This window comes from Halomonas sp. DP8Y7-1 (assembly GCF_019801685.1).
GTDB classification, from domain to species: Bacteria; Pseudomonadota; Gammaproteobacteria; order Pseudomonadales; family Halomonadaceae; genus Halomonas; species Halomonas litopenaei_A.
The window spans coordinates 290,372-310,397 of record NZ_JAHVIN010000005.1 but is presented as its reverse complement, the minus strand read 5'-3'; the positions used below and the strand labels follow the sequence as shown (position 1 = coordinate 310,397).

At 62.7% G+C, this 20,026-nt stretch carries 18 protein-coding genes; 7 read left to right on the top strand and 11 right to left on the bottom strand.

Annotated elements, in window-relative coordinates:
• Positions 1-175 precede the first annotated feature (175 nt).
• The 4 genes from KUV41_RS06735 to msrA all read left to right on the top strand — a co-directional run bounded on the left by KUV41_RS06735 (position 176) and on the right by msrA (position 3,328).
• On the top strand, positions 176-958 hold the full coding sequence (locus tag KUV41_RS06735) for a transporter substrate-binding domain-containing protein (RefSeq protein ID WP_409995786.1): 783 nt from the start codon (positions 176-178) through the stop codon (positions 956-958).
• Between the two features lie 110 nt (positions 959-1,068).
• The gene (iadA, locus tag KUV41_RS06730) at positions 1,069-2,226 is read left to right on the top strand and encodes a beta-aspartyl-peptidase (RefSeq protein WP_222485158.1); all 1,158 of its coding nucleotides are present in this window, start codon (positions 1,069-1,071) and stop codon (positions 2,224-2,226) included.
• Positions 2,227-2,369: 143 nt separating this feature from the next.
• On the top strand, positions 2,370-2,816 hold the full coding sequence (gene msrB / locus KUV41_RS06725; RefSeq protein ID WP_206939936.1) for a peptide-methionine (R)-S-oxide reductase MsrB: 447 nt from the start codon (positions 2,370-2,372) through the stop codon (positions 2,814-2,816).
• Positions 2,817-2,818: 2 nt separating this feature from the next.
• Positions 2,819-3,328: a peptide-methionine (S)-S-oxide reductase MsrA gene (msrA, locus tag KUV41_RS06720; protein WP_206939938.1), complete on the top strand. Its 510-nt coding sequence runs from the start codon at positions 2,819-2,821 to the stop codon at positions 3,326-3,328.
• 109 nt (positions 3,329-3,437) lie between these two features.
• Here msrA and cadR read toward each other — a convergent pair whose 3' ends face one another.
• Positions 3,438-3,893, bottom strand: a complete 456-nt coding sequence (gene cadR / locus KUV41_RS06715) for a Cd(II)/Pb(II)-responsive transcriptional regulator (protein ID WP_222485149.1) — start codon at positions 3,891-3,893, stop codon at positions 3,438-3,440.
• Positions 3,894-4,095: 202 nt separating this feature from the next.
• On the opposite strand from cadR, the gene KUV41_RS06710 reads away from it, so the two are divergent.
• The gene (locus KUV41_RS06710) at positions 4,096-6,417 is read left to right on the top strand and encodes a heavy metal translocating P-type ATPase (protein ID WP_222485134.1); all 2,322 of its coding nucleotides are present in this window, start codon (positions 4,096-4,098) and stop codon (positions 6,415-6,417) included.
• A 27-nt stretch (positions 6,418-6,444) separates the two neighbouring features.
• On the opposite strand, the gene KUV41_RS06705 is transcribed toward KUV41_RS06710, so the two are convergent.
• The 9 genes from KUV41_RS06705 to KUV41_RS06665 all read right to left on the bottom strand — a co-directional run bounded on the left by KUV41_RS06705 (position 6,445) and on the right by KUV41_RS06665 (position 16,681).
• Positions 6,445-7,134 carry a YdcF family protein gene (locus KUV41_RS06705; protein WP_222485118.1) on the bottom strand — a complete coding sequence of 230 codons (690 nt, stop codon included), beginning with the start codon at positions 7,132-7,134 and terminating at the stop codon, positions 6,445-6,447.
• 319 nt (positions 7,135-7,453) lie between these two features.
• Complete coding sequence (locus KUV41_RS06700) at positions 7,454-8,182, bottom strand: glutamine amidotransferase-related protein (RefSeq protein WP_222485109.1); 729 nt, start codon at positions 8,180-8,182, stop codon at positions 7,454-7,456.
• Positions 8,183-8,271: 89 nt separating this feature from the next.
• Complete coding sequence (locus tag KUV41_RS06695) at positions 8,272-9,450, bottom strand: iron-containing alcohol dehydrogenase (protein ID WP_222485107.1); 1,179 nt, start codon at positions 9,448-9,450, stop codon at positions 8,272-8,274.
• 7 nt (positions 9,451-9,457) lie between these two features.
• Positions 9,458-10,843 carry an aldehyde dehydrogenase family protein gene (locus KUV41_RS06690; RefSeq protein WP_222485105.1) on the bottom strand — a complete coding sequence of 462 codons (1,386 nt, stop codon included), beginning with the start codon at positions 10,841-10,843 and terminating at the stop codon, positions 9,458-9,460.
• Between the two features lie 44 nt (positions 10,844-10,887).
• The gene (locus tag KUV41_RS06685; protein ID WP_222485103.1) at positions 10,888-12,267 is read right to left on the bottom strand and encodes a glutamine synthetase family protein; all 1,380 of its coding nucleotides are present in this window, start codon (positions 12,265-12,267) and stop codon (positions 10,888-10,890) included.
• A 66-nt stretch (positions 12,268-12,333) separates the two neighbouring features.
• A complete protein-coding gene (locus tag KUV41_RS06680) occupies positions 12,334-13,392 on the bottom strand; it encodes a twin-arginine translocation signal domain-containing protein (RefSeq protein ID WP_206939953.1) in 1,059 nt (352 codons plus the stop codon).
• A 264-nt stretch (positions 13,393-13,656) separates the two neighbouring features.
• Positions 13,657-14,979 (bottom strand): TRAP transporter large permease subunit, encoded by a 1,323-nt coding sequence (locus KUV41_RS06675; protein ID WP_206939955.1) that lies wholly within the window; start codon positions 14,977-14,979, stop codon positions 13,657-13,659.
• The gene (locus KUV41_RS06670; RefSeq protein ID WP_222237156.1) at positions 14,976-15,551 is read right to left on the bottom strand and encodes a TRAP transporter small permease subunit; all 576 of its coding nucleotides are present in this window, start codon (positions 15,549-15,551) and stop codon (positions 14,976-14,978) included. Before KUV41_RS06670 ends, KUV41_RS06675 begins: the two co-directional genes overlap by 4 nt.
• Positions 15,552-15,721: 170 nt before the next feature.
• Positions 15,722-16,681, bottom strand: coding sequence for a LysR family transcriptional regulator (locus KUV41_RS06665; protein ID WP_222485101.1), 960 nt, complete (start codon positions 16,679-16,681; stop codon positions 15,722-15,724).
• A 256-nt stretch (positions 16,682-16,937) separates the two neighbouring features.
• Between KUV41_RS06665 and KUV41_RS06660 the strand changes: the two genes are divergently transcribed.
• Positions 16,938-17,738, top strand: coding sequence for a TraX family protein (locus KUV41_RS06660; protein WP_222485086.1), 801 nt, complete (start codon positions 16,938-16,940; stop codon positions 17,736-17,738).
• A 70-nt stretch (positions 17,739-17,808) separates the two neighbouring features.
• Here the strand turns inward: KUV41_RS06660 and KUV41_RS06655 are convergent, their stop codons facing one another.
• Entirely contained in the window at positions 17,809-18,744 is a 936-nt protein-coding gene (locus KUV41_RS06655) for a LysR substrate-binding domain-containing protein (protein WP_206939963.1), read from the bottom strand.
• 224 nt (positions 18,745-18,968) lie between these two features.
• Between KUV41_RS06655 and KUV41_RS06650 the strand changes: the two genes are divergently transcribed.
• Positions 18,969-19,991, top strand: coding sequence for a YeiH family protein (locus KUV41_RS06650; protein ID WP_206939965.1), 1,023 nt, complete (start codon positions 18,969-18,971; stop codon positions 19,989-19,991).
• Positions 19,992-20,026: the final 35 nt, after the last annotated feature.

The window sequence follows — 20,026 nt, the reverse complement described above, 5'->3', positions numbered from 1 at the left end:
GCCCTGGCTGGATGGCTTTGCCCTGAGCGAGTGGTTCGACGAATAATCGCTGGCGTCATCGGCGCCTGGCTATCTCCCGTACGACATCCCCCCGGTGTCTTTCCGCCTTATTATTGTGGGCGGTGAGCTTGTGTCTCGACCACACAACACTTTTCCGTTATTTGAGGATTTCCCCATGCCACGCTCTCCCATGCTGTTTGCCTCCACCCTGGCAGCTCTGATGCTTGCCACCCCTCCCGTCCTGGCCGACGACCCCCTGCGCCTGGCCGTTGACGTGCCCTACGAACCGTTCGAGTACAAGACCGCAGATGGCACTCTGACCGGCTTTGAAGTGGACCTGGGCAATGCCGTCTGCGCGCACCTTGAGATCCAGTGCACCTGGGTGGAGCAACCCTGGGACGGCATGATTCCGGCGCTGATGGCGCGCAAGTTCGACGCCATCATGTCGTCCATGGCGATCACCGAGGAACGCAGCCGCCAGGTACTGTTCTCCGAGCCCTACTACACCACGCCGAGCGCCTGGATCACGCCACGTGGCCGGGACATCGACATCTCCGACAAGGCAAGCCTTGAAGGGCTCACGGCTGGCGTCCAGCGCGCTACCCTGCAGGATCGCTACGTGACCGACCTTTACGGCGATGTGCTCGAGGTACGCCGCTATGCCAGCGCCGACGATGTGGTCGCCGACCTGCGTGCCGGCCGTCTTGACCTGACCTTCATGGACTACCCGATCGCCGAGGCGATGATCGAGATCGATGCCGAGGCAAGCGATTTTGTGCGCATCAGCGACTTCATCAAGGAGCCCGACACCTACTTCGGACAAGGCGTCGGCGTTGCCTTCCGCAAGCGTGATCGCGACCTCGCCGAGCGCTTCAATCAAGCGCTGGCAGAGCTCAAGGCCAATGGGACCTACGACGAGATCATGAGCGAGTACTTCAGCTACGACATTAAACTGTAGCCATGCTCCTACCAGATCCGGGCGGTGAACGCCGCCCGGCCTGGAGTGCCGAACGCTGGCTGGCGTTGCGCCAGCCACATCCCAGCCTCGACCGACCCGCAGGAACCGCCATGCTGACCCTTCTCAAGAATGCGCGGCTGTATGCCCCAGCTCCGCTTGGCCTCAAGCATCTGCTGATCGCCGACCAACGCATCGCCGCCATACTCGACCCGCAGGATAGCCCGGACATTCACTTGCCCGGTCTCTCGGTCCAGGACCTGGAGGGGCGGCGAGTGATTCCTGGCCTGGTGGATCCGCTGGTCCATATGACCGGCGGCGGCGGCGAGGGCGGCTTTGGCACCCGCACCCCGGAGCTGCGTCTCGAGGACGCCGTGAGCTCCGGCGTCACCACCCTGATCGGCGCCCTGGGGACCGACGCCCTGACCCGCACCCCGGCCAACCTGCTCGGCAAGGTGCGCGAGCTCGCCGCCGGGGGACTGAGTTGCTACGCCTATACCGGGTCCTACCAGCTGCCCCCGGTCACCCTGACCGGCTCCGTCGCTCAGGACATTCTGTATATTCCTGAATACATCGGGGTGGGAGAGGTCGCCATCAGCGACCACCGCGGTTCCCAACCGTCCGTTCAGGAGCTGGCCCGGCTGGCATCGGATAGCCGCACTGCGGGCATGCTGGCGGGCAAGTCCGGCATTGTGTTCATCCACACCGGCGACGCCGCAGGGGGACTCGAGATCCTGCGCGAGGTGGCACGCACCACGGCACTGCCTATCGCTCAGTTCATGCCCACCCATATCAACCGCACCGCGACCCTGTTCGAAGACGGGCTGCGTTTCGCCCGTGACGGCGGCCGCATCGACCTCACGACCAGTACCACCCCGGAGCTGCTCGCCGAGGGCGAAGTCCCCGCCTCGGAAGCGGTCGCGCGGGCGCTCAAGGCGCGTGTCGAGCCCTCGCGCGTGACGCTCTCGTCAGACGCCAACGCTTCTTTGCCGCGCTTCGATGACCATGGCCGCTTCATTGGCCTCAAGGCGGGACGCCTCGACAGCCTGTTCGAGGTAGTGGGCGAATGTGTCAACGACCACGGCATCGCGCTGGAGAACGCACTAGGCTTCGCCAGCAGCCACAGTGCAGACGCCCTGGGCCTTGCTCGCAAGGGACGCCTCGCGGTAGGGCAGGATGCGGACCTGCTGATCCTTGCTGACGACGCCTGGGCAATTGACGAGGTCTGGGCGCTGGGACGATGCGTGCATCGACGTGACACAGATCGTTAGTCGTGTAAGGATTATTGGCGGATCACAGACTGAAGGCTGTCCCACGAGCTTGGACGGCCAGCGCAACGAACGTTGAGTGAGCGTGCGATGGCTGACAAATCGATGTGCCAAGCCCGTGTCTCCCCCATCCACGAGGAGAGCCTATGAAAACCTACGACAAGTCACCCGAGGCCATTGCCCGTCTCAATCGTGAACAGTACCGGGTCACCCAGGAGAGCGGTACCGAGCGCCCTGGCACCGGCGAGTATCTGCATCATCATGAACCGGGCATCTACGTGGACATTGTCTCCGGCGAACCCCTGTTCGCGTCGTCGGACAAGTATGAGTCCGGCTGCGGATGGCCAAGTTTCACCAAGCCCATTGCGCCTGCCTACGTCAATGAACTGGTGGACTCGTCCCATGGCATGATCCGTACCGAGGTGCGCTCCAGCCATGGCGACAGCCACCTGGGTCATGTCTTTCCAGACGGCCCTAGAGACAAGGGTGGCATGCGTTATTGCATCAACTCGGCGTCGCTCAGGTTCATCCACCGCGATGACATGGAAGCCGAAGGCTACGGCGAGTACCTGGATCAAGTGGAGGAGATCTGAACATGGCACTACAACGCGCAGTTTTGGCAGGAGGTTGCTTCTGGGGCATGCAGGATCTGATCCGTAAGCTGCCAGGCGTCGAAAGTACACGTGTCGGCTACACCGGTGGCGACGTGGAAAACGCCACCTATCGCCACCATGGCACCCATGCCGAGGGCATCGAGATCATGTTTGACCCGGCGGTGATCAGCTATCGTCGACTGCTGGAGTACTTCTTCCAGATTCATGATCCGACGACGGTCAACCGTCAGGGTAACGATCGTGGCATGTCCTACCGGTCAGCCATATACTACGTGGACGAAGACCAGAAGGCAGAGGCGCTGAACACCATTGCCGATGTCGATGCCTCGGGGCTGTGGCCGGGCAAGGTGGTGACCGAAGTAGAGCCTGTAGGCGACTTCTGGGAAGCCGAGCCGGAGCACCAGGATTACCTGGAACGTCTTCCCAACGGCTATACCTGCCACTTCCCGCGCCCGGATTGGGTCCTGCCCAAGCGCACGGAAGAGGCCTGAGGTTGCCTCCAGGCAGGCGGCAATCGCACGCTAAGCACGCGATATCCTGCCGTTGGTATGCGAACTGCGACACCGCCCTTCTGGGCGGTGTCGTCGTTTCTCACGGGGTTCAACGCCGGGGATGCGCACCGCCCACATGAACCCCGGCGTTTCCTCCACCACTCACGTCCCCTAACGGCTGCGCCAGCTCGTTGAGAATGCCGCACTCTCCCGCCGTGCCATGCCCCGCGCAGCGCTGCCTGAGCCGCTCGAGCTCCGCCTTCAATCGGGACAGCTGGGCAATTCTCTGCTCCACATGGCCCAGGTGTGCCTCGATCAACGCATCGGCATCTTCACAGGGATGCTCGGGGTGATCCTGGCAGACCAGCAGCGCGCGGATTTCGTCCAGGGTCATGTCCAGCGCGCGGCAGTGGCGAATGAAATCCAGCCGCTCGGCGTGGGCATCACGATACACGCGATAGTTGCCGTCACTGCGCTCGGGCTCGGGCAGCAACCCTTCGCGCTCGTAGTAGCGCAGCGTTTCTACCTTCACCCCACTACGACGGGCCAGTTCTCCTATCTTCATCTACGGCCTCCCCATTCTCTCGACGTTCTTGGCATGTCACCCCGACGCTCTTGGCATGTCATCGAAGCTTGCGCCATGCCTTCGCCGCCCATGCTGGACGTCTTCTCGCGGCAGGTGATCTTGTGGCTCACTCGGATGCTTGACTCTGTAGTCACTACAGGGTGTCAACTTGGATACCAGAATCCTCTTTGGAGTTCCAGGCATGGCTGATCTTGAGCGCCAGACACCGTCAGACGACCCCTCATCCTGCTGCAGTGTCGGGCACACGAAAGCGTCCTGCGGCAACGACCCGAGCGGAACGTCGAGTGCGCACTGTTCGTCGACCCAGAGTGCGTCGACCCAGAGTGCGTCGACCGAGAATGCACCGACCGACAGTACCTCTGCGGCTACGCCGGAGGGCACTCAGCGCCTGGACGTGATCGTTGACGAAATGTGCTGTCCGACTGAAGAGCGCGTCCTGCGCAAGGCACTGAACAGCCTGCCAGGCGTCGAGCAGCTGACCTTTGACACCATGCAGCGTCGGCTCACCATCCATCACCGAAATGTGGACCGCCGGGCGGTCGCGTCGCGTATTCAGGAGGCGGGAATGACGGCTCGCTTCCTTGACCAGGCCAAGCAGGAGCCCCCCCGCGATAGCGCTTCTCTGCCCTGGGCTCGCCTGGCAGTCGCCGGCGCACTGGCTCTGGGGGCAGAGGTCACCGGCTGGCTTGGCCTGGGCGTGCCCTGGTTGGCGGCGCTGCTGGCCATTATCGCCATCGCCATGGTGGGGCTGCCCACCTGGAAGAAAGGCTTGCTGGCGCTACGCCAGGGCACCCTCAATATCAATGCCCTGATGAGCGTTGCCGTCACCGGCGCGATGCTGATTGGGCACTGGTCCGAGGCGGCCATGGTGATTGTGCTGTTCACCCTGGCGGAACATCTGGAAGCGCGCTCGCTGGAGCGCGCCCGCCGGGCCATCTCAGGCTTGCTTGACCTGGCGCCGCCCATGGCAAGAGTGCGCGACGAGAGCGCAGCCGAGGCAAATCGTTGGCGCGAGATCAAGGCAGAAGAGGTCAGGCCTGGGACTTTGGTCAGGGTGTTCGCCGGTGAACGCCTGGCGCTGGATGGTGAGATCGTGCGCGGTGAAGCGAGCCTGGATGAAGCCCCTATCACGGGCGAAAGCCTGCCTCGCGAACGCGGTCCAGGCGACACTGTTTACGCAGGCTCGATCAATCTATCCGGCGATCTCGACTATCGCGTGACACGCGACGCCAGTGACACCACCCTGGCCCGCATCATTCACGCCGTAGAGGACGCCCAGTCACGGCGTGCGCCGACCCAGCGCACCATCGATCGCTTCGCCGCCGTCTACACGCCGGTGGTCTTTGTCCTGGCGCTGGTCGTGGCTGTCGGCTGGCCTTTGCTGGGCCTCGGTCCGTGGCTCGACGGCGTCTATCGTGCCCTGGTCCTGCTGGTCATTGCCTGCCCCTGCGCCCTGGTCATCTCGACCCCGGTCACCGTGGTCAGCGGGCTCGGCGCCGCCGCTCGCCAGGGGATTCTGATCAAGGGAGGCGCCTTTCTGGAGCAGGCCACCCGCCTGACCCACCTGGCCATGGACAAGACCGGTACCCTGACCGAGGGCAAGCCGCACCTGGTCAGCGCCCGTGCCATCGGCGACACGTCCGATAAGGACTGCCACCGCCTGGCCGTGGCCTTGGCCGAGCGCTCCAACCATCCGGTGTCCCGCGCTCTGGTGGTGGGGTTGGGCGCGCAGCCCGATGTCACTCTCGAGCAGGTCGAGGAGCGCAGTGGTCGTGGTCTAGTGGCCAGGGAGGCGACAAGCGACACCGATATGACTGCTCGGGTATGGCTCGGCAATGACCGTCTGGCCCGCGACATGGGCGTCGACGACACGGTATTGCTGAGTCATGGACCAACGGATGATGCTGCCGGCGTCGTCTGGCTTGGCCGCGACGCGACCGTGCTGGGTAGCTTCAAGGTACGGGATGCCCTGCGTCCGAGCAGCAAGGCGGCGATCAAGCGCCTGCATCGCCAAGGCGTCAAGGTCAGCGTGCTCAGCGGCGACAGCCAGTCCCGGGTCGATGCCATCGCCCTGGAAGCCGGCATCGACGAGGCCTTCGGCGAGTTGCTGCCGGAAGACAAGCTCGAGCACCTCGATGCCCTGGCCAAGCGCGGCACCACCGGCATGGTCGGCGATGGCATCAACGATGCACCGGCGCTGGCCCGAGCCGATGTAGGCATCGCCATGGGCGCAGCGGGCAGCGACGTGGCCATCGAGACCGCCGACATTGCACTGATGAACGATGACCCGGCCAGCCTGCCGAGGCTGATCGACCTGGCCCGCACCACTCGGCGACTGCTGGTGCAGAACATTGCGCTGGCGCTGGGGATCAAGGCCGTGTTTCTGGTCCTCGCCCTGACCGGCAACGCCACCCTGTGGATGGCCGTCTTCGCCGACCTGGGATCGAGCCTTCTGGTGGTAGGCAATGGGCTGAGGATTCTCAAGGCGCGTTTCACACCTTGAAGATATCAACAGGAGCTTATGTCAGGTCTATTTGAGAGCATCCAAGGAGTCAGGCTTGAGCGAGGCTGTGGAATTCGGCGTCCCAGCAGAAGTTGGTACATCCAAAAGATGACGGTCGAATCCTAGATCTATCAGCGTGTGCCAAGCCTGCAGTACTTCTTCAGGGATGAAAAAGGGTGACTGATATCCGAGTTCGGGATAGTGCAGCATCCGATGAAGGTCACCCACCATCTCATCGATCAGCCCAAGCACCCCGATCTGGTTGGATACGTCATCGGGAAAGGCCGTAGCAGGGGCATCGATGGCAGCTGTCAACTCTGGCCACTGCACAGCGAGGGTATGCTTCACGCGTAAAACAGAATTCCGCTTGGTCACAAACGTTGCACGACGCACCCCGGGGAGGAGATCACGGGAAAAGCGGATGTTCTCCGCGAAATTGGTTGCACGTCTTTCCAGCGTGATCTGCCCCGCGTCAACCCCCAGCGAGCGTGCTCGATCAAGGAACACATCGGCCTCGCTTCGCTCCCACAGATGACGTGTCCAGTTGCCAGTAGCGCCGGTTATCAACATACGAGGAGCGGTACCCGCTCTCATCAATGCACAGGCATGATCGCACACGCGCAGATCATAGGAACCGCAGACGATGATGATATCCGAAGGCACCAGACAAGCCGGCTGGCCTTGAAGAAACGCCCAGAGCGTCTGAGCATCGCGCATTACCGGCGTCATCGGCGGCCCCCAACAGTATCGTAGACGTTGATCGATTCGCTCCCTCACTTCGCATTCAGTCACGTCCCGCTAGGCTTTGTCCAAAGAAGTCCGAAAAATCGGCAAGTGATGGCTAGCCAAGGCAAAAATCGGTGAGGAAACGCAGTCTACAGGGTAGAAGCGAGCCGCCTGATCCGCTTTTTTAACGCCGTATTACCGAGCGCAGGCACTTTTCAGACAAGCCCTGGTGCCGCGGGTCTATCTCTACCTCGCTAGCTCACTGCTACCTATACCCCGCTAGCGCATCGCTTCGCCTTGCTCTGCCCTCCTACCTGACCGCGATCGCCTCGCGCATAAAGCGCAGTATCCACTCGGCCATCACGGCGTCGTCGATGCGCCCGGACAATGATGCCTGTCCCTGGCGCACCCGGGCGTCTCCCACCAGGCCCTGGCGCAGGTTCATCAAGTCACGGGAGTAGTCCGGGCGAAATTCCGGGTGACCCTGGACCCCGAGAAAGCAGCGGCCCACTCGGATCAGGTAGTGGGGACAGAAGCCACTCCCCCCAAGCGTACAGGCGCCCTCGGGCAGCACCTCCACCTGGTCCTGGTGACTGACCAGCAGGTCAAGCGCTTCCTGCCATGGCGTCATCCAGGGTTCTCGTTCGACTACCCGATTGTTGGACAGGCCAACCCCCCACCCCTTGGGGCTCTTGATGACCTCGCCGCCTAGCGCCTTGACGATCAACTGGTGGCCAAAGCAGATGCCCACCAGCGGCTTCTCGGCACGATAGAGATCGCGTACGAATCCCTCAAGACGGTCGATCCAGTCATGGCCGTCGTTGACCCCAAACTTGGAACCGGTGGTCAGCCAGGCGTCCACCGCTTCGATATCCGTTGGAATCTCGCCATCCAGGCAGCGATAGACCTGCCACTCTAGCGTCACGCCAAGATCGTATGCCGCCGGCGCCAGCAACGCCTCGAACATGGCGGGATAGTTGCCATGGGCGGCGATCAGTTCAGGTGCCACGTCATCGCACTGCAGTAGACCGATTCGCATGATGTTCTCCATCACCAGTACTCCCTTGACGCTGGCCGGCCACCTTGCCAGAGAGCCGCCAGGGCTGTGTCATCGGGCGAGGCCGGCCGCTAGAGTCTGCCCTCAAGGGCCGCCAGAAAGACCCGACGATAGTCCTCGGCCGTGAAGGCGATGGGGTTGGATCCCGCAGACGGGTCCACCACCGCCATTTCGGCGACCTTGTCGGCCTGTGAATCGTCGATACCGATAGCCGCCAGATCATGAGGAATCGCCAATCGTTCGCGCAGCTCCAGCACCCAATCGATGGCGCTGGCGGTGCTGGGCTGGCGCAGATCCAGGTAGCGACACAGGCGGACCATGGGCTCGCCGATGGCGCGCTCGTTGGCCTTGAGCACATAGGGCATCAGGATGGCATTAAGGGTGCCGTGATGGGCGTCATAGAGGGCTCCCAGAGGATGCGCCAAGGCGTGCATTGCCCCCAGCCCTCGTTGAAAGGCCGTCGCCCCCATGCTGGAGGCGACCAGCATGTTAAGGCGCGCCTCCAGGTCATCGCCATGGGCATAGGCCCTCGGCAAGAAGTCTCGTACCCGCCGCATGCCCTCCACCGCGATGCCTTCCGCCATGGGGTGGTAGCCTGGCGCGCACCAGGCCTCCAGGCAGTGGGACAGGGCATCCATGCCGGTCGCCGCGGTCACCGCAGGAGGCAGTCCGACGGTCAGGGTCGGATCAAGGATCACCCGCGCCGGTACCATGCCAGGGTGGAAAATGATGCGTTTGACGTGCTCTGCCTCGTCGGTAATCACGGAGGCACGTCCCACTTCGGACCCGGTGCCCGCGGTGGTAGGTACCGCTACCACCGGCACGATGGCCTTGGCATCGGCATTCTTCCAGTTGTCGCCGATGTCCTCCAGCGACCACAGCGAAAGGCCGTCACGTTGATTGGCCATCAGGGCCACCGCCTTGGCGGCATCAAGCCCGGAACCGCCGCCGAAGGCGATCACGCCGTCATGCTCCCCCTCGCGAAAGGCATCCACGCCAGCGATGACATTGGCACCGGTCGGATTGCCCTTGATCTCGCTGAACAGCCCGACCCGGAGTCCTTCCGATCGACAGTGTTCAAGGGCATCCGCCACCATCGGCAGCGCCGCCAGGCCAGGGTCGGTCACCAGCAGCGGCGCATGCATGCCAAGCTCATGGCACTGTTGCGGCAGGTCTCGAATACGCCCCACGCCGGTCAGGATCGAGGACGGATAATTCCAGCTGGTGGTAAAGCGGCTGATATCGCTCATGGTGACCTCAGGGATGCTTGAGATGGAAGGATTTGGGCCGGGTCAGGCTGTCAAAGCCCAGGCGCGATAGCGAGCAACCGCGTCCTGATAGCTTGACCCCCGTCCAGGCGAGCTCGGGATCCAGATAGTCGCAGCGGTTGACGAAGGCCGTACCGACGTCGAGGCGGGCCGCCAGTGCCTCACCGGCCTCCAGGTCGCGGGTAAAGATCGCGCCGGTCAGGCCAAAGGCAGAGTCGTTCATCAGAGCAATGGCCTCGTCGTCACTATCGACGGGCATGACGGCGACCACCGGGCCAAAACTCTCCTCCTGCATCACCGCCATGGAGTGATCGACGTCCGTCAGCAGCTGCGGCGCCAGATAGGCACTACCTGGCCGGGACAGCGGGTACTCGCCAGGGTCGATCCAGGCACGTGCGCCGGCAGCGACCGCCGCTTCTACCTGGCCACGTACAAAATCCGCGGCAGCAGGTTTGACCACGGGCCCCAGGGTCGTGACGGGGTCGGTGGGATTACCGAGCTTGAGCTGCTTCAGCCAGGCCACGGCGCGCGCGACGAAATCATCGAAGATGGCTCGCTCGACATAAATGCGTTCAATGCCACAGCAGCTCTGGCCTGAGTTGAAGAAGGCGCCATCCATGACACCATCCACTGCGCTGTCCAGATCGACATCGCCACGCACGTAAGCCGCATCCTTACCCCCCAGTTCCAGCGCTGTCGCAATGAAACGCCCCGCCGTTGCCTGCTCCACGGTGCGCCCACCAGCGACCGACCCGGTAAACGAGACGTGGGCAATGCGTGGATCTCCCATCACCTGCTCGGCGTCGGCGTGACTCATGTGCAGGAACTGAAAGACGCCCTCCTCGATGCCCGCCTCCCGGGCGGCCTCCACCATGCGCTCTGCGCACAGCGGGGTCTGGGCCGAGTGCTTGAGGATCACCGCGTTTCCGGCAAGCAGCGCCGGGATCACCGCATTCACGGCCGTCATGTAGGGAAAGTTCCAGGGCGCCACGATCAGTGACACGCCGAGAGGTTCGCGGCGGATGTAGCGAGTAAACCCCGGTTTGTCGCCTAGCCTGAGGGGAGACAGCGCCCCAGGCGCCATCTCGATCATGGCCCTGGCACGTTCCTCGAAACCGCCGATTTCGCCTCCCGCTTGAGCGATGGGCCGCCCCATCTGCCAGCAAAGCTCTTCCACGTGTTGATCGCGCCGGGAGATAAAGGCATCCACCATGGCGCTGGCCAGACGGCAGCGTTGTTCCACACTGACGTCACGCCAGCGCTTCTGGGCATCGGTCGCCAGGGCAAGGGTACGCTCGATCTGCTCGGCATCGGCCTGCTCTCGTTCTACGTACACCGAGCCGTCCACCGGCGATAGGGTCTGTTGAATGGCCATGCGGTTCTCTCGTCAGTCGATGGGCGGGATGCCGGGCATCCGCGTCAAATGATTTCGAAATAGCGATCCAGCTCCCAATCGGTGATGTGACGTCGGAACTCGCGCTCTTCCCATTCTCGGGTGGCTGCGAAATGCTCGACGAAGTCGTCACCGAACAGCGCCCGCGCCGGGGCAGATCCCTTGAGCCGCTGCGCTGCGTCCCACAGTGTTCGAGGCAGCGCCTGATGCTCCGGGTGATCCAGTGTGTAGGCGTTGCCAGTGACCGCCGTGTCGGGTTCAAGCTGCTGCTCGATCCCATAGAGGCCGGCACCGATTGCCGCGGCAAGCGCCAGATAGGGATTGGCATCAGCGCTACCCAGGCGATACTCGACCCGCTGAGACTTGGCGCTGCCGGGAATGACCCTCAGCGCCGTCGTGCGGTTTTCCACCCCCCAGGTGGCGTCAGTCGGCGCCCAGAAACCAGGTATCAGGCGGGTGTAGCTATTGACGGTAGGCGCGAACATGGCCAGAAACTCCGGCATCAGGCGCTGCTGTCCGGCGACGAAATGACGCTGGATGGCACTCATGCCGTACTCGGCCTCACCGTCATAGAAGGCCGACTGGCCGTCATTCAGGTGGGTCATCGACAGGTGGATGTGCCCACTCTGCCCGGGATAGTCCGGCGACCACTTGGCCATGAAGGTGGCCATCAGGCCACGCCGCTGAGCCCAGACCTTGGTGAAGGTCTTGAACAACGCCGCCTTGTCACCGGCAGCCAGCGCTTCGTCGACGCCAATGGCCGCCTCCAGCACTCCTGGCCCGGTCTCGGTGTGCAGCCCCTCGATGGGGAAGTCCATGCGTTCCGACAGGGCCAACAACTCGTGATACAGCTCGGCGTGGACCGAACTTCTGAGCATCGAGTAGCCCATCATGTCGGGCGTCAGGGGACGCAGCTGACGAAAGCCCTTCTCGCGCACCGACTCAGGCGTCTCCTGAAACATGAAAAACTCATATTCGAGCGATCCATGCACCTTGAATCCCATGTCGGCGGCCCGGGCCAGCACTCGACGCAGCAGCCCGCGGGGACAGATCGCCTCGGCCCGCTCGGTGAATTCCGCCATGAACAGCAGCATGTCGCCCTCAAAGGGCACCTCGCGGCAGGTCTCCGGCAATAGCCTCAACTGGGCGTCGGGGTAACCGGTATGCCAGCCGGTAAAGCGCGTGTTGTCGTACAGCTCGTCCTTGCTGTCCCAGCCCAGCACGACATCACAGAAGGCGAAGCCCCCCTCCAGCGCGGCGAAGAACTTGTCACGCTGCATGTACTTGCCGACCATGACCCCGTCCAGGTCGAGAAAGCCGACTTTGACGTGGCTGAGGTTGCGCGCTTCGACCACGCGCCGAGCATCCTCTGCCGTGCGCACATCCCTCGGGTTGAGTCCTGACATCGATCACCCTCCTCATGGGCGAAGGAATGAAGGGCCGGCCCGCAGACCGGCCTGCACTGCCCCGTATCAGCTGTAGCGATAGGGAGGGCCCGCCTGCTGCATGGTCTGGCGGTAGTCCTTGAGGATCTGCACCACCTTGGCATTGCGCTCGCTCTGGGCCGCAATCTCATCCCAGAACCCCAGCGCTTCATCCTCGATGGTCTGCCACTCTTCTTCCGGGATGGAGGTCAGTTCGAGCTTGCCACCCTTGGTGCGGTAGTGGGCTTCACCCCACCAGTACCAGTGCTGACGATAGTAATGAGAGCTGTCCATGCACATCCTGAACAGCGTCTTCAGGTGATCCGGGAGCTCGTTCCAGCGTTCGCTGTTGGCAAAGTAGGACCCCGCCCAGGCGCCCGAGATGTTGTTGGTCAGGTAGTAGCTGGAGACATCCGCCCAGCCCACGGTGTAAGCCTCGGTGATGCCCGCCCAGGCGATGCCATCAAGCTCGCGGGTCTGCATGGCGACCTCGATGTCTTCCCAGGGCAGGGTCACCGGCACCACCCCGAAGCGAGTCAGGAAGCGCCCGGCAGTGGGGAAGGTAAACACCCGCTTGCCCTCGAGGTCCTTGATGCTGCGAATGGGCTCTCGGGTGACGAAGTTGCAGGGATCCCAGCTGCCCGAGCCGAGCCAGGTCACGCCCTCGATCTCGCCGTAGGCCTCTTCCCAGATTTCCTTCAGACCGTAGTGGTTGAACAGGGTCGGTACATCCAGGCTGTAACGCGAGGCAAACGGGAAATAGCCGCCGAACACCGACACGTCCACCGGTGCATTGATCGAGTCATCATCGCTCTGCACGGCGTCGATGGTGCCTCTCTGCATGGCCCGGAACAGCTCCCCGGTGGGGACCAGCTGATCGGAAAAATACAGCTCGATTTCCATCTCGCCATTGGCGGCCTTGTTGAAGGCATCAATGGAAGGCTTGATGACATGCTCCGCCAGCGCTGGCCCCGCATAGGTCTGCAGACGCCAGCGTATCGGCGTCTTCGACTGGGCATGCACATAGGGCGCGGCCAGAGTGCCTGCGCCCACGGTAGCGGCGGTAGCGACACCGGCCTTTTTCAAGAAGTCGCGACGGTTGGTCATTGGATCTCTCCCTACTCTGTCGATTGTTGTGGTCAGGGGTGATGCCATCGGGTACTGCTGTGACTCATTGCAGCTGTCGGTGTGTTGCCCGGCCTCCTGCCGTTTTTCGTTTCCTGTCTTGTTGTCGATGTTGCGCTATCTATAGCTCGCTCGCTCCGGCATCCGGCATCCGGCCTAACATGCCTTGTGGCGCACCTTCGTCGCCGCTGGCCGGAGCGCGATACTCCCTGGCAATGCAGGTCCGGTCGCTGCTTTCGCCCAGGCTCAGTAATCCCGGAACAGCTCGGGGAGCCACAGTGCGAGCTGGGGAAAGGCGGTAATGAGCGCCAGGCCCGCCAACATGATGGCGACAAACGGCCACACGCTCTTGTAGATATCCCCCAGGCTGATCTCCGGCGGTGCCATGGCCCGCATCAGGAACAGGTTGTAGCCGAAGGGCGGGGTCATGTAGGCGATCTGCACCGTGATCGTGTAGAGCACGCCATACCAGATCGGGTCGAAGCCAAGACTGATGACCAGCGGCACGTAAAGCGGCGCCACGATCACCAGCATGGCAGTGTCATCGAGAAACATGCCAAGCAGGATGTAGGACAGCTGCATCATCACCAGGATCTGCCAGGGGGTCAGGCCAAAGGCCTCGAGGAATACAGACTCGATGGCACGCACCGCGCCGAGACCATCGAACACCGCGCCAAAACACAAGGCCGCCAGGATGATCCACATGAACATGCAGGTGATGCCCAGCGAGCGGCGCACCGTGGTCTCGATGACTGCGCGATTCAAGCGTCCCTTGATCAGGGCAGCCAGAGTGGCCGACAGCGCCCCCACCGCAGCGCTTTCCACCAGGCTGGTCACTCCCATCACGAACAGGCCGGTCATGAAAAAGAAGATGGCCAATGGCATGATGCCGGCGCGCAACAGCTTCAACTTGTCAGCGGTGGAGAGGTTGCGTTCTTCCGGCGGCAGGGTCGGCCCCAGGCTCGGCTGCAAGCGACAGCGGATGACGATATAGGCCACGAACATGGCCGCCAGGATCAAGCCAGGTATCGCCCCGGCCAGCCATAGCTGGCTGACCGGCTGGCGCGCAATCATGCCGTAGAGCACCAGCACCACGCTGGGCGGTACCAATATGCCCAGCGAGCTGCCAGCCTGGATCACGCCGGTGACCATGACCTTGTCGTAGCCCCGTCGCAGCAGTTCCGGCAGGGCAATGGTGGCGCCGATGGCCATACCGGCCACACTCAGCCCATTCATCGCCGAGACCACCACCATCAGACCGATGGTGCCCACCGCCAGGCCCCCTCTCAGCCCCCCCATCCACACGTGGAACATCTCGTAGAGCTCGGAGGCGATACCGGACTCCGACAGCATGTATCCCATGAAGATGAACAGCGGCAAGGTCAACAGCGGGTACCAGTTCATCAGCTGAATGGCGGCACTGAAGGGCATCTCCATACCGCCGTCGCCCCACAGCACCAAGGCGGCTGCCGCGCCGACAAAGCCAATCACGCCGAACACCCGCTGTCCTGTCAGCAACAGCAGCATCATGGAAGAGAACATGGTCAGGGCGATCATTTCGTAGCTCATCGGTCGCCCTCCCCGTCCTTGCGGTCCTTCCCTTCCCTGGCATCCTTCTCCCCTTCGCTCTCCTCCAGCGGTCGCCCGAGCAACACGGCGACATCCTTGAACAGGGTGGAAAGACACTGGGCCAGCATCAAGGCCACGCCGACGGTCATGATTGTCTTGATGGGTGCCAGTGGCGGCGCCCAGGAGCTGTAATTGGTCTCGCCGTACTTGATCGCATAGCTGGTACTGGAGATGCCGCCAGCCAGCAGTGTGCCCAGGAACACCAGCAGCAACAGCATCGTCAGCACGTCACTCATGGCCTTGGCACGAGGGGACAGCCGGGTATAGAACAGATCCATGCGCACGTGGTCATCGAGCTGCATGGAATAGGCGCCGCCCAGCAGAAAGTAGGCCACCATCAAAAACTGCGAGACCTCGACGCCCCACAGCAGCGGCCGGTCAAACAGCGTGCGCGAGAGCGAGGCATACAGCAGTACACCTATCATCACGAAGATGAGGTACATGACGATACGCCCGATGCGCCGGTTGAAGCGGTCGACGTAACGAACGTAGAGACGAATGGCTGCCGGCATGGGGTCTCCCGGACTCAAGAGGAATCTCATGAGTCTTGGTTCAGCCAGACCAACCTCGCCAGTTGCATCGACTTCAACGACACCCGCACTATCGAAGCTTTCGATATTGCCACCGCTTGGCGCATCGTGAGGACCTCGACGCACCAGGATGGATCACCCCGCGGGGAACGTCACGACGTCGTCGTGATCTGTGCGTCTACCCAGGGCAGCTCGGCTGACAGGGTGCGGCGAAAGCCAGCGTCCAGTAAACGCCGTGCGTCACGGGCCAGCTGCCCAGGCAGACCTCCCAGCTCATCCCGTCGCGCGACCAGCGTCAGCGTGCGGCTAAGCGGCGATAGGGGCAGCGGCTCGATCCGCACCCTGAGCTGCTCAAGACCCGCCTGGTACAGGCACAACGGCGTCGTCACGGTAAAGCCGACACCATCGCTGACCGCCTTGAGCAAGGCACAGGTATTGTCCAGATGAAGACGCGCCGGCAGCTCGACGCCAGACAGCCGCAGATGACGCTCGATGCTCTGCCCGATCAATGACTGCGGGACATAGCGCACCAGATCGAGCTGCCGCGATAGCCAGCGCAAATTGTCGGCAGGGCCAGACCAGTCGGCCGGAAGGACCAGCACGAAAGGCTCCACCAGCACGCTGTGGCGCTCCAGGCCGTCATAATTCTCGAGGCGATCATCCGAAATGATCACGTCCACATGTCGGGTCAGCAGTGAGTGACCATGCATGTGGGAGAGCCCCGTGGTAAGGGTATAGTCCCGGGTGTGTCGCCGGATAAGGTCGATCAAGGGCTTGCCCACGGCGGTGGCCAACGAGTCGACCAGTGCCAGCCGCATTTGATGCAGTTGGCCAAAGGCGCCGGAAATCAGCTCGCGGCGCGTATCCCTGGCTTCACTCAGCAGCCGTCTCGCCCGGTCATAGAAAAACCGCCCAGCGCTGGTCGGCTCCAAAGGACGTGAGCGACGCTCGAACAGCGTCAGTCCAAGGCTCTCTTCCAGGGTCGCCAGACAGTGGGATACCGAGGATTGGGTCAACCCCAGCGCTTCCGCGGCGGCGCTCTGGCTGCCCCGTTCCAGCGTCTCGACGAAGATTTCCATACTGCGCAGATCGAAACCGAAGCCATTCTTCATGGCAACTCCTGAAGGGTTGTCTTGTTATTGTCCCTGTGACGCAGCGCCTGCCGTCACGCACCCCATCTTATCCTGCTCTTCACCGGCGGTGACGTCCCAAGGTGCCACTGCATGAAGGCCTGCCCCGACGAGCCGCTGCGAGGCGCGCCGCTAGGATGCCTGAGCCGTGCAGCTCCCAACGGCTAAAATGTGCCGTATTGGAACTTGTGGGACGTCCATCAGTCTATCCTGACATTGCGAACAACAGGGATGTCCGATGAACCTCGCCACCAACGCCGGCTTCGCGGCGCGACCGTCTTCCGCCTGGACCGGTTGGGGACAGTGGATTGCACTGATCACCATGACGCTGGATCATGTCGCCCGCTACCTGGCCACTGATGCCTGGCATATGGGCTGGATCGATTCGAGTGTCGGTCGCATCGCCTTTCCCTTGTTCGCCGGCATGGTGGCCTGGCATGGTCTGTTCAACACCCGAGATCCCCTGCGCTACGCCCGCAGAGTCATGGTCATCGGTCTGCTCGCCCAGCTTCCCTACCAGCTGATGCCACGTGAAGCGATCTTCCAGCTCAACATCTGCTTTACCCTGGCCCTTGGCCTGATGGCGGGTCACTGGCTCGAGCAACTGACCCGGCGCCAGGACGGCGGCGAACTGGGCTATCCACGTCTCGCCCTGGAGACCCTGGGCATCGCGCTGGCATGGTACTTCGCCGGCTTCTGGGTGGAGTACGGCCACCAGGGGCTGTTGCTGGTTCCCTTCTTCATGCTGGCGATCGGTCAGTTGCATCGCGCCGACGACGATATCCCATCGCGGCTGCTGGCCGTGGCAGGCTGCCTGCCGCTGCTGGCAGTGGCCGGCCTGATGAATTCCTCTGACATGGCGAAGTCGGTAACGGTAGCCACCGTGCTGCTGGTCCTGCTGCTGGCTGCCGGTGCCAGCCGCCTGGTCCGAGCCCCCTCTGTGACCATGCCGAGAAAGATGTGGCTGGCGTGGTATCCCGCCCACTTCGCGGTGATCGCTGCCATCCTGCTGTGGAATGGCAATGCGCAGATCCTGTAGACCGCCACGTGGTGGCTAGCCTGCGCTTAATACCTTCAGCTCACTTCGTGCCATCCTGCTGTGGGATGGCTCAGCGACGGTGAATGACGCGATCCTTGTGCTCCACCAGAAACACCTTGAAGGCCTGCCATGCCGGGCTACGGTAGCGGTCCGGATGCCACACCAGCGAGAAGTGGCGCGTCAATGGCAGGTCATGGGCCAGCTCGACCAGGTCGCCCCGCTCCAGCTCCCCACGCACGCTCAAGCGTGATAGACAGCCAAGGCCCAAGCCGGCCGCGACGGCCTGCTTGATGGCTTCGTGCTGCCCCAGCTCCATCCGCACTTTCAGCCTGGCCACTCGAGGAAGCACCGCAGCCTCGAGCACCTCCCGGGAGCCAGAGCCCAGTTCACGCAGTATCCAGGGCTGCTCGGCCAGATCCACGTCCGAGATGCGGCCCTTTTCCACCAGTGGATGCCCAGGCGCGCAGACCACCACCATGTGATCTTCGCACCACACCTCACTGGCCAGGCCCGGTTCATGGCAACGCCCCTCGATCAATCCCAGGTCCGCATCGAAACGCTGCACCTCGGCAATGACCTCGCCGGTATTGCGCAGGCGCAGTCGCAGATCGACACCGGGATGCCATTCACCGAACTCACCGGCCAGGGGCGGCAGCAGGTAGGTCCCGATGGTGGCACTGGCAGAGATCGCCAGGCTACCGTGCAGCACATCCCCTGGCTCTACCGCTGCGGCGACCAGGTCATCAAGCTCATCCAGCAACTGCTCGGCTCTGGGCAACAGACGATGCCCCATATCGTTGAGGCTGAGTCTACGCCCGGGACGCTCGAATACCACCACGCCAAGCTGCCGCTCCAGGTCGGCCAGCGCCTGGCTCGTGGCCGATTGAGAAAGGCTTAGCTGTCGAGCAGCGGCGCTGACAGTCCCCAGTCTGGCGACGGTTACAAAGACTTCCAGCTGGCGCAAGGTGATGCGCGAGCGTGATCGCTGATGGGTAGGGTGGGACATGATGACCTCTCGCTGCGTGATCAGGAGCCTCGCAAACGCCGCCTGCTCTTATATCGGTTTTACTTATAACCGGTTTCGTTATTACACGATAATCAAAAGATATATCCAAGCCTAGAATGGCCCCATCAGAGCAAAGCTGACGTCGGTAGCCAGATGAGGCACGCCTTCCCGTGCCGCTCGCAGAAGTATCGATGCCAGCACAATAATGAAAGGAGGTCAGGATCATGTGGCAAGGATTGGTACTGTGCGCCCTACTCACACTGGCCGGCCAGGTGATCAGCCGCCTGCCAGGCATCAGTGACACGGGGATCAGTCCGCTGGTGTTCGCCCTGCTGCTGGGTATCATCGTGGGCAACCTGCCGTTGGGGCGTACCCTGGAGTCTTCCCACAAGGGACTGGCCTTTGCTACCCGCTGGCTGCTGCGCGGTGGCATCGTGCTGTTCGGGCTATCGTTGACCTTTGCTCAGGTGGTAGGACTCGGTCCCAAGGTGTTGTTACTCGATGCACTGGTGATTACTGCCGTACTGGTGAGCGGCTATCAGATCGGCACCCGGGTCCTCGGCATGGACCGAGAAACTACCCTGCTGACCAGCGCAGGCAGTGCCATCTGCGGGGCGGCGGCAGTTCTCGCCACCGAGTCTACCATCCGCTCCAGGCCTGCCGCTGCGTCGATGGCGGTGGCCACCGTGGTCCTGTTCGGTTCTCTGGCGATGCTGACCTATCCCCTGCTGTACCCGTGGTTGGGCATGGAGGAAGGGTTGTTCGGCGTCTATATCGGCGCCACCATTCATGAAGTCGCTCAGGTCGTCGCCGCGGGCGATGCGGTCGGCCCGGATGCGCTGGCCAATGCGGTCATTGTCAAGCTGGTCAGGGTCATGCTGCTGGTCCCCTTCCTGCTGATCGTCGGCCAGTGGTGGCTACGCCAGCCCAGTGAAGCAGACGCCGCCACGCTGGATGGACAGGCAGGCGGTCAGGTCGAGAAAGCCAAGCTGGTCATTCCGTGGTTTGCTCTGGGTTTTATCGTCATGGTCGGGGTCAACAGTGTCATCAGCCTGCCGGCTCCGCTGCATGCTGCGCTGGTGCTTGGCGGTCAGATCGCGCTGACCATGGCCATGGCGGCGCTGGGCATCAATACCCGGATATCGCGCCTCAAGGCGCTGGGCATCAAGCCCTTCCTGCTGGCATTGATCCTGTTCGTGCTGCTGGTGGTCGGCGGTGGCCTGGCCAGCGCCGTGTTGATGGGGTGAGCGGCCCCATCATCCTGGGTAGCGGCCAAGCGCCT